The organism is Glycomyces tritici, from assembly GCF_030403505.1.
This window is the reverse complement of record NZ_JAUEMJ010000001.1, coordinates 310,892-326,230: the sequence shown is the minus strand read 5'-3', so window position 1 is coordinate 326,230 and position 15,339 is coordinate 310,892. Positions and strand designations below refer to the sequence as shown.

Sequence of the window (15,339 nt, the reverse complement as noted above, 5' to 3'; positions counted from 1 at the left end):
GCCCACATGGCCGTCACCAGGCGCACCTCGCGCGACATCCGCAGCGAGTCGCGGCTCGACGTGCTGCACGCGCTGCTGGCGGCGGGCGAGGCGAGCCGGGGCGACCTGGCCGCCTCCACCGGACTGAGCAACGCGACGGTGGCGACGGTGGTCAGCGACCTCCTCGAAGGCGGCATCGCCACCGAGGCCCGCCGCACCGGCGGGCGCATCGGGCGGCCCACGACCAGGCTGCGGCTCAACGGGAGCCGCGGACGCATCGTGGGCGTCGACGTCGCCGAGACGTACGTGCGCGCGACCGTGTTCGACTCCGCGCTCGACGAGCTCGCCTCCGCCGAGGTCGCCACCGACGAGCACCTGGACGAGCACGACTACGTCGCCGACTCCATCGTGCAGGCCATCGACCGGGCACTGGAGCAGAGCGCGGCCGAGGGCGCGCCCGCCACGCGCGACGACGTCCTCGGGGTGGGCATCTCGCTCCCCGGCGGCATGCAGCGCCGGGCCGAGGTCGCCGTCGTCGTGCCGAACGCGCCCTGGCTCCACGTGGACCTCCTGCGCGAGCGCATCGGGCTGCCGATGGTGGTCGACAACCCGCTCAAGGCGATCGCCACCGCCGAGCTCTGGTTCGGCGAGGGCCGGCGCCACAAGAGCATGATCACCGTCAACCTCGGCACCGGCGTGGGCGCCGGGATCGTCCTGGAGGGCACGATCCTGCGCGGCGCGCAGAACGGCGCGGGGGAGTGGGGCCACAGCCTCCTCGCCCTCGACGGCCGCCGGTGCCGCTGCGGCCGTTCGGGTTGCGTCGAGGCCTATGTGGGCGCGGCGGGCATCCAGCAGACGCTCGCCGCGATCGCGCCGGACCACCCGCTCGCCGCCGTCCCCCTGCAGCGGGACTTCATCGCGGCCTTCGCCGCCGCGCTCGAGTCCCCGGCGCACCCGGCGCTGACCGAGACCCTGGAGCTCACCGCCCGCTACCTCGGTTCGGCGATCGCGGACCTGTGCGCGATCGTCAACCCCGAGATGATCACCCTGACCGGGTGGACCGCCTGGGCCCTCGGCGACCACCTCGTGCCGGCCGTGCGCCGCCGGGTGCTCGAGGAGGCGCCCGGCGACTCGGCCGCCGACCTCGCGATCGAGGTCTCCACCGTGCGCGGCAACTCGGTCGCCACGGGCATAGCGACCATCGCGTTGGAGCGCTTCCTCGGCGACGTCGGGCTCGTGACCACCCGCGTGCCGACCGCCATCTGACCCCGCTCCCGTGTCGGTGGGGGATGGGAGACTGCGGGCATGGAGAAGTACGACGTCAAGAAGGCCCACAAGCAGCTGTACTCGCCGCCGAAGGGCGCCTTCGCCGTCGTCGAGGTGCCCGAGTTCCGGTACCTGGCGGTGGACGGCAAGGGCGACCCGAACACCGCGGACGCGTACGCGGAGGCCGTCGCGGCCCTGTACGGCACGGCCTACACGCTGAAGTTCGCCAGCAAGCGGACCCTCGGCCGCGACTTCGTGGTCGCCCCCATGGAAGGGCTGTGGCGGGCCGACGACCCGGCCGTGTTCCTCACCCGCGAGAAGAGCGCGTGGGAGTGGACCATGATGATCGGCCAGCCGGAGTGGATCACCGAGGAGATGGTCGTGGCCGCCGCGGGCGAGGCCGCCGCGAAGCACCCGAACCCCGCGTTCGAGCACCTGCGGCTGGTCGCCTTCACCGAGGGCCTCTGCGTCCAGACCCTGCACATCGGCTCCTACGACGCCGAGACGCCCGTCCTGCAGCGCCTGCACGAGCACTACCTGCCGTACAACAAGCTCACGTTCAACGGCGACCACCACGAGATCTACCTCAGCGACGCCCGCCGCACCGCGCCCGCCAAGCTCAGGACGATCCTGCGCCAGCCCGTCAAACCCGTGGAATGAGCCGCCGCCCCCGGGGTACCCCGGGGGCATGAAACCTCCGCTGGTCCTCCCCGAGTCCTACTGGATCGCCTCCACCGAGGCCACGACCTACCCGGCCGCCGAAGGCCCGGTGACCACCGAGGTCGCCGTCATCGGCGGCGGCATCGCGGGGCTGTGCACCGCCTGGGAGCTGGCCCGCGCGGGCCGCTCGGTGGCGGTGCTCGAGGCCGGCCGGATCGCCGCCGCCGTCACCGGCAACACCACGGCCAAGCTCAGCGCGCAGCACGCCTCCGTGTACGCGCACCTGCGCGACGCCTTCGGCAGCGCGGCGGCCCGCGACTACGCCGAGGCGCAGACCGCCGCGATCGCGCACGTGGCCGAGATCGCCGATGCGCTCGGGATCGAATGCGACCTCGAGCGGGCGCCCTCGTTCGTGTACACCGAGTCGGAGGACGGCGTCGCGGCGCTGCGCGACGAGGCCGAGGCCGCGCGCGAAGCGGGCCTCGACGCCTCGTTCACCACCGAGACCGGGCTGCCGTTCCCCGTCGCGGGCGCCGTGCGCGTGGAGGACCAGGCGCAGTTCCACCCGCGCCGCTTCCTGCTCGCGCTCGCGGCGGACTTCATCGCGCAGGGCGGCAGGATCTTCGAGGAGTCGCGCGTGACCGGCCTCGACTCCACCGGCTCCAAGACCGAGGGCGGCGCGCACGTGCTCGCCCTCGAAGGCGGCGGCGAGGTCCGCTGCGACCAGGTCGTGATCGCCACGCAGTTCCCGGTGATCGACCGGATCAAGCTGTTCGCGCGGCTCACGCCCCGCCGCGAGCTGGTGGTCGCCGGCCCGATCCCCGAGTCGGCGGACCCCGGCGGCATGTACCTCACGAGCGAGGGCGGCACCCGCTCGGTCCGCACCGCCCCCTACGGCGAAGGGCGGCGCCTGCTCATCGTCACCGGCGAGGCGTTCACGCCCGGCGACGACGGCACCACTGAGCGGCTCGACCGCCTGACCGCGTGGGCGACCGAGCGGTTCGGGGTCGAGTCGATCGAGTACCGGTGGGCCGCACAGGACTACACGACCACCGACCGGGTCCCGTTCGTCGGCGAGCTGTCCGGAGAGGACGGCGTGTACGTCGCCTGCGGCTTCGGCGGCTGGGGGATGAGCAACGGCGTGGCGGCCGCGCGGACCATCGCCGAGACCATGGCGGGCAAGCCGCCGCAGTGGGCCGAGCTGTTCGGCCCCGGCCGGTTCCACCTGCTGCGCGAAGGCGGCAGACTGGCCGCGGCCCAGTCGAAGGTCGTGCAGCACTTCATCGGCGACCGCCTGCCGCACGCCGCCCCGTCCAAACCCGAGGACCTCGCGCCCGGCGCGGGCGCGGTGATGCGCGTCGAAGGGGCGCTCCGGGCCGTCTACCGCGACGAGGACGGCGGCCTGCACACCTTGTCCGCCAAGTGCACCCACCTCGGCTGCGTCGTCGGATTCAACGACGCCGAGCGCAACTGGGAGTGCCCGTGCCACGGCTCGCGCTTCTCCACCAGGGGCGCCGTCCTCCAGGGGCCCGCGACCTCCCCGCTGGAGGCGCACCCGCACGAGTGACCCGTGACCGGCCTCATGGTGCCGGCGGCGCTCCGCCGAGCTATGTTTCGATAATTAGCGAAATAGCGAAGGAGGCGAGCGTGATCGACGAGTGCAAGGCCCTCTCCAACGAGACGCGCCTGCGCATCCTCAACTGGCTCAAGGACCCCGAAGCCCACTTCCCGTGCGGGGACACGGCGGAGCTGGGCGTCTGCGCGGGCCTGATCCAGCAGAAGTCGGGCGCCTCCGCCTCCACGGTCTCCGCGCACCTCGCGGTCCTCCAGCGGGCCGGGTTCCTCCAGGCCACCAGGCGCGGGCAGTGGATCTACTACCGCCGCGACGAGGCGCGCATCCGCGCGTTCACCGAAGACCTCCACCACACGCTCTGAGAAAGGCCCCCGACCATGCCCGCACTGTCGATCCTCGATCTGGCGCCGATCGCGCCGGGGCGCTCCGCGCGCGAAAGCCTCGCGGCGAGCGTCGAACTGGCCCGCGCCGCCGAACGCAGCGGCTACCGGCGGGTCTGGTACGCCGAGCACCACAACATGCCGACCATCGCCTCCAGCGCCACGAGCGTCGTCATCGGCCACGTCGCCGAGCACACCGACTCCATCCGCATCGGCGCCGGCGGCATCATGCTGCCCAACCACTCCCCGCTGGTCATCGCCGAGCAGTTCGGCACCCTCGAGACGCTCTTCCCCGGCCGCATCGACCTCGGCCTGGGCCGCGCGCCCGGCACCGACCGCCAGACCATGCGCGCCATCCGCCGCGACGCGACCTCATCGGACACGTTCCCGCAGGACGTGCTCGAACTCCAGGGCTACCTCAGCGGGCAGTCGCGGGTGCCGGGCGTCCAGTCCGTGCCCGTCCCCGCCACCGAGGTGCCGCTGTACCTCCTCGGCTCCTCGCTCTTCGGCGCGAAGCTGGCCGCGCAGCTCGGCCTGCCGTACGCGTTCGCCTCGCACTTCTCGCCGGACGCGCTGTTCGAGGCGGTCGCCGCCTACCGCGAGGAGTTCCAGCCCTCCGAGCAGCTCGACCGGCCCTACGTGATCGCCGGCGTGAACGTCTTCGCCGCCGAGGACCGCGCCGAGGCCGAGGCCCAGCGCGAGATCTCCTACCGCAACCGGGCCCGCGCCTTCATCAAGCGCGGCCAGGGCGGCCAGGAGTTCAGCGACGCCGAGGTGGACGCGTTCCTCGCCTCCGCAGGCGGGCAGCAGCTCGCGTCGATGACCAAGTACACCGCCACCGGCTCCCCTGAGGACGTGCGCACCTACCTCGAGGCGTTCGCCCAGTCCGTGCGCGCCGACGAGCTCATCACCGCCCACCACGCCCAAGAGGTCCCCGACCGCGTCCGCTCGGTCGAGCTCACCGCGAAGGCCATGGGCCGCAACTAGGAAGCCCGTCGCCGCCGTCCGTCCCACCCGCTGCGAACGGCCTCGGACATCGCAAGCGAACCTTGCGCCGAAAGCGCCGGGCCTCAGCCGCAATGCGGCCGGGGCCCGGCGCTTTCGGCGCTCAGGCGTACTGCTCCGCGGCGACGTGCAGCGCCGCGATGAACGCCGTGGTCGCCGGCGGGTCGGGCGGTTCGCCGTAGGTGACGAGGTGGATCCTGCGGTGCCGGTCGATCGGAGTCGCCTCGACGTCCTCCCTGCGGTGGGTCCGCAGGGCCAGGCCCGGCGCGGTCGTCACGCCCAGCCCGGTCGCGACCAGCGCCTGCTGGACGATGATCTCGTCACTGGTGTAAGCGATCTCGGGGGTGAACCCGGCCGCCTCGCACAGTTCGAGGAGCTCCTGACGGCAGCGCGCGCACCCGCCGATCCACGCGGAGCCGCGGTGGTCGAGCAGCGTCTCGCCCGCCCGCGAGCTGAGCAGGTACATCGGGTCGTCGAAGAGGTGCACGCCGCGGATGTCGCCGGGCAGGTCCTCCTCGTACCGGAACACGACGGCGGCGTCGACCGCTCCCGTGCGCAGCATCTCGATCGCCGCCACGGGGTGGGCGTCCACCAACTGCAATTGGACGCCCGGGTGGTCGCGGCGCAGCGCGGCCGCCGCCTCCGGCACGAGCGTGCTCAGCGCCGACTGGAACCCGGCGACCCGCACCCGCCCGGTCCGCAGGCCCACCATGGCCTCGAGCTCGGCTTCGGCCGCGTCGACGCGGCCGATGATCTCGGTGGCGCGCCGCGCCAGCATCTCGCCCTCGGGGGTGAGCCGGATGCCGCGGCCGACGCGCTGGACCAGGCGGGCGCCGGTCTCGGCCTCGAGCCGGGCCAGGTGGTGGCTGACCGACGGCTGCGCATAGTGGAGGTGCTTGGCGGCCTTGGTGACCGACCCGTGCGCGGCGACCGCCGCGAGGACCCGGAGCCGCACGATATCGAGCATGTATCAATGGTATCTATAGGTTTCCACAGGACCTGGCATTGGACTGATGGATCGATCCGGGGCAGGCTGAACCCATGACAGCCACCATCACCGCGACACCCGCACTGACCGGTGTCACCGCCGCGGTCCGCACCGCGCTCCGCACGGCCGCCGACTGGAACGAGGCCGCGCACGTCGTCGCCGACGCGCTCCGACCGATCCTCCCCGGCCCCGAAATCCTCACCCCCGAACAGCGCCTCGGCGACCCGAGCGGGCCGACCGGCCACCTCCTGCACGCCGAACCCGACGGGAGCTTCTCCGTGACCGCAGTGATCTGGCGGCCGGGCCAGGCCACCGGGATCCACGACCACATCACCTGGTGCGTCGTCGGCGTGCTCCAAGGCGTCGAACACGAGGAGCTCTTCGACGAGCACCTCAACCGGACCGGCGTGAGCGACAACCGCCCCGGCGAGGTCAGCGGCTTCGCCCCGCCCGGCGACATCCACCGAATCGTCAACACCGGCACCGAGACCGCGATATCCATGCACGTCTACGGCACCGACCTCTCCAGGGTGGGCAGCAGCGCCCGCCGCTACTACGAGTCCGCGAACGCGGAGAAGTGAGACCTCCCATGGCACTGAAGCGAATGGACCACGTCGGCATCGTCGTCGAGGACCTGCCGGCCGCGATCGAGTTCTTCGTCGCGCTCGGCATGGAGCTGGTCGGCCAGGCGCCCGTGAGCGGCGAGTGGGCGGACAGACTCACCGCCCTGGAGGGCCTGAGCGCCGACATCGCCATGCTCCGGACCCCGGACGGCCACGGCCAGGTCGAGCTCTCGACGATCCACCACCCGAAGGCCGTGAACCCCGCGCCCTGGGAACCGGTGAGCACCCCGGGCATCCCGCGCCTCACGTTCGTCGTCGACGACCTCGACGACACCGTCGCCCGGCTGCGCCCCCACGGCGCCGAACTCGTCGGCGAGGTGGCGCAGTACGAGGAGATCCTGCGGTACGCCTACGTCCGCGGCCCCGCCGGCGTCATCGTCGGCCTGGTCGAAGAACTCGGCTGAGCCGACCCCCGCGATCCGGCGGCGCCCTGCAACGCCGCCGGATTGCCCTCGTGCGGGACGCCGACACCGCACCGTCCCACCCCAGTAGACGATCGCCGCTTCGATTGCATGCCAATGCCATCGCGGCACGGCCGATCGGGCATGAAAGGGACACGCACGCGCCCTCCCTGTCCAGTCCCCAAATTGCATGTGCAGAAAGGGCGCCCGGGGACGACGATGGTCGGTGCCGTGAGCGAGAATGCTCTTCATGACAGAGCGGAAGCACGCCGAGTGGCGGCGCTGGCGGCGTTGGATCGCATGCGCCGCAGCGATCGTGGCCGGCGGCGGCCTGATCGCGTTCGTGGTGATCGTCCCCCAGGCCGGGGATGACCCGGCCGCACGCGTGGCCGCGATCTGGACCGCGTCGAGGGTCACCTCGGAACTCGCCGGACTGGTGATCATCGCTCTCCTCATTCGGAACGCGTGGAGCCAGAAGCAGACGCTGCTGCTCCAGCGCGACCTGTACCGACTGCAGTCCGAGACGCTCGAGCTCAGTCGCAAGGAGCACGAACTCCAGGTCAGAAAGGACGACCTCGACCGCGCCGAAGCCCGCAGCCAGTACCTCGACGAGCAGTTCGACCAGGCCGTGGCGAAACTCGGGTCCGACACCGTCGCCGCCAAGATCGCCGGAGTCAAGGCGCTGAACCGGCTCGGCCACGAACACCCCGAACTGCGCGACGAGATCGCCGAAGTCTGGTGCGCGCTCCTGCGCACCCGCGTAGCGGACCCGACCGAGCAGGACGACGTCCGCGCACTCGTGCAGCGCCTGCTCCTGGAGCACCTGCGAGCCCCTTACGAAGGCACGCCCACCTCCACGGCCGACGAAGCGCACACGGACTACTGGACGCTGCGGCGCATCGACCTCGGCGGCGCCGACCTGATCGACGCCGACTTCAGCGACTGCCTGCTGCCGAACTGGTTCGCCCGCCAAGCGCGCTTCCACGGCACCACCCGCTTCGCGAGGGCGCGCTTCATCGGTCCCGCGACCTTCACCAACGCGCAGTGCACGGGGCCGGTCGACTTCACGTCGGCCTGCTTCACCGACGAGTGCACCATGGACTCGATGCGGTTCGCCGACAGCGCCGACTTCACCGACGCGGTCTTCCGCGGCCTGCTGGAATGCTCCTCGACGACCTTCGCCGGACCCGCCGTCTTCACGAGAGCCCAGTTCCCGCACACCGCCCGCTTCGTCAAGAGCAGGTTCCTCCGCGCGGCCCACTTCGGAAGCTCGGCCTGGGTGTTCCGGGCGGAGTTCACGCTGGCCGAGTTCGAGGACTACGCGGGATTCGACAACGCGAGGTTCGTCGACCGGGCGGTGTTCGGACGCGCGGTGTTCGGCGCCGCAGTCTCCTTCGAGCGCGCCAAGTTCGGCCGCAACGCCACCTTCACCGGCATCGAATGCCGCGACACCGCCTCGTTCAACAACGCCCACTTCGACGAGGACGTGGCCTTCGACGACGCGCAGTTCGCCGACACCGCCGGCTTCCGCCGCACCAGGTTCCGCGGCCAGGTGTCCTACTGCGGCGTGCGGTTCGACGCGCTGGCGGCGTTCGGCAGTGCGAGATTCGACGGCCGGGTCGACTTCTCCTCGACCCGGTTCGGCGAGGGCGCTGGCGTCGACTGCACCAGTGCGTCCGCCGCCCCCGGCGACTTCCTGCCCTCGGACCGGATCTGGCCTCCAGGATGGACCACCATCGACAAGGTGACCGTCCTGCTGCTCATCCCGATCCCGGACCCGAGGACCGACCTTGCCCCTGTCTTTCAGACCCCGACGACCCGCACCAGGTGAGGGCGCCCGGTCAGGACATCCAGAACTCGGCGGCGAGACGCGCGAGGGCATCGCGCCGGGCCCAGCTCATACGCCGCTCGTACTTGAAGTTCAGGTAGAGCCCGGGCGGTTCGGCGTCGACGCGGAAGCCGGTGCCCATCCACTGGACCGGATGGCCGTCCTCCAGCTCCCACAGAGCCACGGTGTCCTCCCCGGGGGTGATCGTCATCCTGACGGGGAGGGCGTCGAACTCGATGTCCTTGCAGCGGAACCGGCCGACCTCCTCGAGGTCGGGGTACCGGTCGGGCAACGGGCGCGTGGTGCCGGTCATCGCGCGGGCCAGCCGTTCTGTTCGGTCGCCTACTGGTACACCGAGGACTCGGCGGCGGGACCCACCGCGGCCCGCTCCCGTTCGATGAACTGCGCCATTTCAGCCGCGAAGACCTCGGCGTCGCCGGCGATGAACCCGCTGGTGCCGCCGGTCGCCCCGACCGCCGCCGAGACCTCGCCGGTTTCGGTGGAGGTCATCTCGGCGACCACGTCGCAGCTCGCGATGCAGAAGAGCGAAAGGGTGTACCCCTGTCCGCGGAACGCGTCCCGCAGGAGCCGCGCGCGCGAAGGCACGATGTCGCCGAGGCCGGGCCAGACGATGACGTTCGGAGTCAACATGGATTCCTATCTATTCAGTCGGGCAATGCAAGGTGACATTGCGTGCGCACTTGCTCGAACATGCATACCCAACAGTCCGTTACCGCAGCTCAAACGCAGTGTTCCTACTCATCATCCTATCTCGTGAACCCGACCTCCCGGGCGCTGAAGTCGATGCCGCTCCCTACCAGGCGGTTCAATGCGCCCCGGTCGCCCCCGTCACAGCCTGCAACCGACCGCGAACCGCGGCAAGACCCCACCCGAAACCCGAGGTGGAACGCCGCACGGCGGGCACATGGTGCTTACCCGAGCGGCAGATACGGCTCGACGGTCGCCAATCCCACGGAGCCCTCTCTCGCCGCGCGTCATCTGCGACCGTCTTGATCTCGACGACTACCAGCGGCTGTTGACTGCTGAGGGCTGGAGCCCGCAAGGAGGCGCTGGCCGTCGAGTACGGATCAGCCGCCGGATCCTGACAGGCTGACTAGCGACACGGCACGATCGTTTCCCTAACCGGTCAAATTATCTGTTCACCTCAGTTCTTGCCGGTACATTCCGGACGGGGCGGGTGCCGCGTACCGGCAGGGCGCCTATGGAACGGGGGACCCGATGGGCGAGGTCGACAAGGCGCTGCACGCACGTATCGATGAGCTGAGCGCACAGGTGAATGAGCAGGTGATCGCGTGGCGGCACGATCTTCACCGGCATCCTGAGCTGTCCAACCGGGAGGTGATGACCGCGGAGAAGATCACGAAGCACCTCCAGTCGCTCGGGCTGGACGAGGTCAGAACCAGGATCGCCGGGCATGGCGTCGTCGGCGTACTCAAAGGCGGCAAGGCGGGTGACAAGGTCATGGGCTTGCGGGCCGACTTCGACGCCCTTCCGGTCAAGGAGACCAGCGTGGTCGACTTCGCCTCCACCGTCGTCGACGCGGACTATCCGGGCGGGCCGTTCCCCGTTTCCCACGTCTGCGGGCACGACACCCACACCGCGATGCTCATGGGCGCCGCGACCGTCCTGTCCCAGCTGCGCGCGGACCTGCCGGGCACCGTGGTGTTCATCTTCCAGCCCGCCGAGGAGGGCCCGCCTTTGGGTGAGAAGGGCGGTGCCGCGCAAATGGAGGCCGAGGGCGCGCTCCAGAACATTGAGCCGACGATGGTCTACGGCCACCACATCGGGCCGCTGCCCATCGGGTACGTCGGCTACCGCAAGGGCAATCAGTACGCGGCCTCGTGCACCGTCAAGATCGACATCACCGGCAAGCAGGTCCATGGCTCCACGCCCTGGCAGGGCATCGACCCGCTCCCGGTTGCCGCGTCGATCGTCACCGAGACTGGGCAGCTCTATCGCAAGTTTCCTGCGTTCAACCCGTTCACGATCTCGATCGGGCATGTCGAGGACATGGGCCGGTTCAACATCATCGGCGAGTCCGTGACTCTCCTGGGCACCGTCCGCTGCTCGGTCGAAGCGGACATGACCGGCATCCAGGAGGCCTTGAAGCGCCTGGTCGAGCACACCGCCCTCGCCCACGGGTGCACTGCCGAGACCGCCTATATCGACGATGTCCCGGCCGTCCGCAACGAACCGGGCTGGGTCGACGCCGCGATGCCGACGCTGCAGCGCGTCGTCGGACAGGACAAGACGTTCACCATGCCGCCGACCCTCGGCTACGACGACGTCTCGGTGTTCGTCAACAAATACGGAGGCCTCTACATCATGCTCGGCGGCCAGGACGGCGAACTCGTCGACGGACACGTCAAGCCCATTCCGGGCGGACGGGGTCTGGTCATGAACCACAATCCCGCCTTCTACGCCGATGACACCGCGCTCGCTGTCGGCGTGCGGCTCCACGCGGCCATCGCGGTGGACCACCTGAACGGACTCATCGAGCCCAAAGTGCAGTGGGCGAAGAGCGAAGCGATAAGCGAACGTTTTCGCTGCTAGGAGCCATTCAGAACGGTGGTTGTTGGCTGTTATTGGCTGCTGTTGTCCGCTGCGAACGGCTCTGGATTCGGCTCTGCGGACCCAACGGGCAAGCCCTGAACCTGCATGCAAGCCGGCCGGGTGGCACCATGGTCTCCATGTCTGACCTTCGAAAGGCCAATGCCGCGTAGACGGCCAAGCGCCTTGCGCGCTGAACAGGTGATCACCCGCCGCTGCGAGTGTGGCCCACCAGACCAGATTCACGGAATCTCGACTCGGACCGCCTACGCCATTCATCTGGTGGAGGTCTCAAGCCGGGACTACTACCTCTACCCTGGCGCGACCAAGAGCGCACTGCGACGCTACCGCGCTTTCGTCTCGCCGCCGGGCAAGCGTTCCCGCTACCCGAAACCTGCCGAATGCTCTTGCCGCGGTTGCTCACTCGACGACGTGCGACATGCCCGTGACGTCCTCGACTCGGTTCTCGAACAGCTCCAGGGGCGTGCTCGTTCAGAGCTGGGCCACCAGGTCGCACGGCTCGATGCCTGGTACCTCGCTCGCACGTTGCCCGATCCGTCCGCATCGCACTACGACAGCAACGGGCCACGTCCGTGGTGGTGGCGCCGCCTCTCGCTAGGGCTTGAGGGAGGCCAACCTTGGTGAGTCATCTTCGGTCTTCAGGGCTGTACTCGAGCGGGCGATCGGCTCTTGATCTGGCTCTTTTCGGCCCCTGGCGGATGCTCCGTCGGGGGCCTTCGTGCTGGTGGGTGCTACAGGGATCGAACCTGTGACCACCTCCTTGTAAGGGAGGTGCTCTACCGCTGAGCTAAGCACCCGGAGGGCGCGCGGAAGCGCGCCGAGCCTGAGACAGGGTACCTGAACGGGGACTTGGGCGCGAGTGGCGGGTGTCGTGGGCGTTCCGCATCGTGGGCGGGCGGGGAGGCCTGGGGCACAGGCCGGAATTTCGTGGAAGCTTCAAGTGTTGGGGGAGTCGTGGAAAAGCTACGCGTGGACATCTGGTCCGACATCGCCTGCCCCTGGTGCTACGTCGGGAAGGCCCGGTTCGACAAGGCCGTGCAGCAGCTCGACGGGAAGGTCGACGTCGAGATCCGGCACCGCTCCTTCGAACTCGACCCGCACCGCGAACCGGGCGACACCGCCCCGGTCGTCGACATGCTCGTCAAGAAGTACGGCATGAGCCAGGCCCAGGCGCAGGCCGGGGAGTACCGGCTCGGCGACCTCGCCAAGGCCGAGGGCCTCGACTACCGCACCGAAGGCCGGGATCACGGCAACACCTTCGACCTGCACCGCCTCCTGCACCTCGCCTCTGAGCGGGGCCTCGAGGCCGAGGTCTGGCAGGCGTTCTACGTCGCGAACTTCGCCGACGAGGCCTCGATCTTCGAGCGCGAGCGCGTGATCGAGGTGTCCGTCGCCGCCGGCCTCGACAAGGACGAGGTCGTCGCCGTGCTCGACGACCCCGCCGCCTACCGCGAGGCGGTCCGCGCCGACGAGGCCGAGGCCGCCGCGCTCGGCGCCACCGGCGTGCCCTTCTTCGTCGTCGACGAGAAGTACGGCGTCTCCGGCGCCCAGCCCACCGAGCTGTTCGCCGAGGTCCTCGAGAAGGCTTGGGGTGAAAAGCGACCGGCGATCACCACGATCTCCGGCGCCGAGAACGCGGAGGCGTGCGGCCCCGACGGGTGCCCCGTCTGACGGCACTTCAGGCGTAACTGGCGAAACCTTCACGAACGGGCACCTCCGGGAATATCCTGAGGCGAATTCCGCTCGATCGAGGAGGCGATTAGCCATGCCGATGGACCGCGAGACGCAACTCAGGCTGGTGAAACTGCGCGACGACACCGGCGTGCTCTCGCTCTACGTCAACGCCGACCCCCGGCAGGAAGGTTCCACTCCGCCCTGGAAGACCCGGCTCGACCAGGGCTTGAAGCAACTGCTCGAAGCCGTCGACAACGGCACGCGCTCCGCGCTCGGCCGCCGCATCGAGGAGATGAAGCTCGACATCGAGCAGCTCGTCCGACCCGGCGCGCCCGGGATCGGCCGCGCGCTGTTCATCGGCCTCGCCAGCGGCCAGACCTACAGCGTCGAGATGCAGACGCCCCTGACCGACAGGATCGCCCTCGCCCCCCGCTCCCACATCGCCCCGATGCTCGGGGCCTGGGCCGAGGGCTCGCCGACCGGCATCGCCGTGGTCGACGGGAAGGGCATGCGCATCCTCGACACCCGGTTCGGCAGGTGCGAGGAGGTCTCCGGGCTGCACTTCGAGCTCGACACCGCCGAGTGGCGGGTCATGAAGGGCCCCAGCGCCACCCGCAGCTCCTGGGGCGGGCGCGACGGCATCAGCGCGAACAACCAGCACGACCTGTTCGACTACCGCATCGCCGAGCACCTCCAGAAGTTCCTCGCCGCCGCCCACTCCACACTGGAGGAGCACGTGGTGACGTTCGGCTGGGAGCTGCTCGTCGTCACCGGCGAACCGGAACTCGTCGAAGCGGCCACCAAGTCGCTGAGCAACGGGTTCAAGGCCGATGTCGTGCCCTCGCAGCTCGTCCTCAGCCAGTCCACGGCCGCGCAGGTCCAGCAGGCTCTCGCGCCCGAGATCGCGGCGGCCAGGGCGGCCCGGGACGCGCGCCTCATGGCGGACTTCGCCGAGTCGCCGCGCAAGACCGTCGCGGGCTCCGAAGCCGTGCTCGACGCGCTCCAGGGTGGCCGGGTCGACCGGCTCGTCATCGAGCGCGACTCGGTGTGGAGCGGCCGCCGCATCCCGGACGGCTCGGTCCTGGCCGATGCGATCGCGCCCGGGCAGCCCGAGCTGGCCTCGGCGATCGCGGACGCGCAGCTCGGCGAGGCGATGATCGAGATGGCGCTGGCCTCCGACGCGAGGGTCTCGATCCTCTGCGACGGTGTGGGGCTCGACGAGAAGGCGGGCGGCGTCGGCGCGTTCCTGCGCTGGTGAACGCCGCTTGAGCCGACTAGTTAGGTTATGCTAACCTATCTTCGGCAGTACGATCCAGGGCCGCGGGTCTCTCACCTCCCGCGGCCCTGAGCCGTCTCCGGCTACGCGAACGTGGTCGCCAGGAACGCGTCCACCAGCAGGTCGTACTCGTCATCGGCCGACTGCGGCAGGTACGCCCCGGCCACGAGCGCGTTCACCCCGTCCACGTCGACCAGCAGGATCACGACCCGCTCGTACTCGTCATCGGTGAACGCCGAGGCGTCCCACGAGGCGGTGGACTCGGCGAGCACGCCGGCCCGGCCGTCCACGGTGACCTCGGTGAGCACCGGCTCGGAGGCGCTGCCGTTCTCCCCGCCCGACGCGGCGCTCTCGGCCCAGACCCGGGCGACGGTGGAGGCGGTCTCGTTCATGGTCTCCGGGCTGAACGGCAGCTCCGGAATCGCATAGCGCCCTGCGGAGAAGGCCGCGTACCAGTTCTCGGCGAGCTCGACGTTGTAGAGCGACGCGTCGCGGGCGTAGTCGAAGTCGGCCGGCCCCTCGTCGAGCTGCCACCGGTCGTTCGGGATCGGCACGCTGGCGCCCAGCGACTCCACCACCAGGAACTCGCCGGAGAACGCCGGGGCCTCGGGGGACGGCGACTCGCTCGGTGCCGCCGCGCTGGACTCCTCGGCGGACACCGAGGCGGACTCCTCTGCGGCGGAACCGGAGTCGTCGCCCGAGACGAGGTAGCCGACCGCGCCGCCCGCGAGCATCAAGACGACCACGAGTGCGATCACGAGCGCGCGTCCACCCTTGCGCTTCGGTTGCGGCGGCAGCGGGGCGGCGCTGTACACCGGCTGCTGCGCGAGGAGGTGCGCCGGCGGGGGCGTCGGTTCGGGGCGGGCCTCCAGGCTGGGGCGCGTCGGTTCGGGCTCCGGCGGTTCATCGGAGAGGTAGCCGGGCTGGGGCTCGTGTTCGGGGCTGGGCATGCGAAGCATCCTAAATGAACTGGATCCGCCGGGCGTCCCGCAGTTCCGCGCGTGCCGGTGCGGGGTTCGCCGCGGCTTGTGGCTCAGCTCATGGGAAAGGCGCTCTCCCAACGCTTCCCGGCGCGAGATCCGGAGTGCTACCGT

The 15,339-nt window shown here is 70.2% G+C and carries 15 protein-coding genes and 1 tRNA gene; 11 read left to right on the top strand and 5 right to left on the bottom strand.

Annotation, left to right across the window (positions count from 1 at the left end; translation table 11 throughout):
* Positions 1-6 precede the first annotated feature (6 nt).
* The 5 genes from QWI33_RS01525 (at position 7) to QWI33_RS01505 (ending at position 4,845) form a co-directional block, all read left to right on the top strand.
* Positions 7-1,245: an ROK family transcriptional regulator gene (locus QWI33_RS01525; protein WP_289954168.1), complete on the top strand. Its 1,239-nt coding sequence runs from the start codon at positions 7-9 to the stop codon at positions 1,243-1,245.
* 39 nt (positions 1,246-1,284) lie between these two features.
* Entirely contained in the window at positions 1,285-1,905 is a 621-nt protein-coding gene (locus QWI33_RS01520; RefSeq protein WP_289954167.1) for a GyrI-like domain-containing protein, read from the top strand.
* Between the two features lie 28 nt (positions 1,906-1,933).
* Entirely contained in the window at positions 1,934-3,472 is a 1,539-nt protein-coding gene (locus QWI33_RS01515) for an FAD-dependent oxidoreductase (protein WP_289954166.1), read from the top strand.
* A gap of 80 nt (positions 3,473-3,552) precedes the next feature.
* Positions 3,553-3,840 (top strand): ArsR/SmtB family transcription factor, encoded by a 288-nt coding sequence (locus tag QWI33_RS01510; protein WP_289954165.1) that lies wholly within the window; start codon positions 3,553-3,555, stop codon positions 3,838-3,840.
* A gap of 15 nt (positions 3,841-3,855) precedes the next feature.
* Positions 3,856-4,845, top strand: a complete 990-nt coding sequence (locus tag QWI33_RS01505) for an LLM class flavin-dependent oxidoreductase (protein ID WP_289954164.1) — start codon at positions 3,856-3,858, stop codon at positions 4,843-4,845.
* A 121-nt stretch (positions 4,846-4,966) separates the two neighbouring features.
* On the opposite strand, the gene QWI33_RS01500 is transcribed toward QWI33_RS01505, so the two are convergent.
* On the bottom strand, positions 4,967-5,830 hold the full coding sequence (locus QWI33_RS01500) for a LysR family transcriptional regulator (protein ID WP_289954163.1): 864 nt from the start codon (positions 5,828-5,830) through the stop codon (positions 4,967-4,969).
* A 74-nt stretch (positions 5,831-5,904) separates the two neighbouring features.
* Between QWI33_RS01500 and QWI33_RS01495 the strand changes: the two genes are divergently transcribed.
* From QWI33_RS01495 to QWI33_RS01485, 3 genes are all read left to right on the top strand, one after another.
* The gene (locus QWI33_RS01495) at positions 5,905-6,432 is read left to right on the top strand and encodes a cysteine dioxygenase family protein (protein ID WP_289954162.1); all 528 of its coding nucleotides are present in this window, start codon (positions 5,905-5,907) and stop codon (positions 6,430-6,432) included.
* Positions 6,433-6,440: 8 nt separating this feature from the next.
* Complete coding sequence (locus QWI33_RS01490; RefSeq protein WP_289954161.1) at positions 6,441-6,878, top strand: VOC family protein; 438 nt, start codon at positions 6,441-6,443, stop codon at positions 6,876-6,878.
* 247 nt (positions 6,879-7,125) lie between these two features.
* Positions 7,126-8,706 carry a pentapeptide repeat-containing protein gene (locus QWI33_RS01485; protein ID WP_289954160.1) on the top strand — a complete coding sequence of 527 codons (1,581 nt, stop codon included), beginning with the start codon at positions 7,126-7,128 and terminating at the stop codon, positions 8,704-8,706.
* 10 nt (positions 8,707-8,716) lie between these two features.
* On the opposite strand, the gene QWI33_RS01480 is transcribed toward QWI33_RS01485, so the two are convergent.
* Both QWI33_RS01480 and QWI33_RS01475 read right to left on the bottom strand, forming a co-directional pair.
* Positions 8,717-9,016, bottom strand: a complete 300-nt coding sequence (locus QWI33_RS01480; protein ID WP_289954159.1) for a hypothetical protein — start codon at positions 9,014-9,016, stop codon at positions 8,717-8,719.
* Between the two features lie 29 nt (positions 9,017-9,045).
* Positions 9,046-9,354 carry a hypothetical protein gene (locus QWI33_RS01475; RefSeq protein WP_289954158.1) on the bottom strand — a complete coding sequence of 103 codons (309 nt, stop codon included), beginning with the start codon at positions 9,352-9,354 and terminating at the stop codon, positions 9,046-9,048.
* Positions 9,355-9,942: 588 nt separating this feature from the next.
* Between QWI33_RS01475 and QWI33_RS01470 the strand changes: the two genes are divergently transcribed.
* A complete protein-coding gene (locus QWI33_RS01470; protein WP_289954157.1) occupies positions 9,943-11,277 on the top strand; it encodes a M20 metallopeptidase family protein in 1,335 nt (444 codons plus the stop codon).
* A gap of 740 nt (positions 11,278-12,017) precedes the next feature.
* Here the strand turns inward: QWI33_RS01470 and QWI33_RS01465 are convergent.
* Positions 12,018-12,092: transfer RNA gene (locus tag QWI33_RS01465), tRNA-Val, on the bottom strand.
* A gap of 157 nt (positions 12,093-12,249) precedes the next feature.
* On the opposite strand from QWI33_RS01465, the gene QWI33_RS01460 reads away from it, so the two are divergent.
* Positions 12,250-12,966 (top strand): DsbA family oxidoreductase, encoded by a 717-nt coding sequence (locus QWI33_RS01460; protein ID WP_289954156.1) that lies wholly within the window; start codon positions 12,250-12,252, stop codon positions 12,964-12,966.
* Positions 12,967-13,060: 94 nt separating this feature from the next.
* Positions 13,061-14,227: a VLRF1 family aeRF1-type release factor gene (locus QWI33_RS01455; RefSeq protein WP_289954155.1), complete on the top strand. Its 1,167-nt coding sequence runs from the start codon at positions 13,061-13,063 to the stop codon at positions 14,225-14,227.
* Positions 14,228-14,328: 101 nt separating this feature from the next.
* On the opposite strand, the gene QWI33_RS01450 is transcribed toward QWI33_RS01455, so the two are convergent.
* A complete protein-coding gene (locus QWI33_RS01450; protein WP_289954154.1) occupies positions 14,329-15,195 on the bottom strand; it encodes a hypothetical protein in 867 nt (288 codons plus the stop codon).
* Positions 15,196-15,339 lie beyond the last annotated feature (144 nt).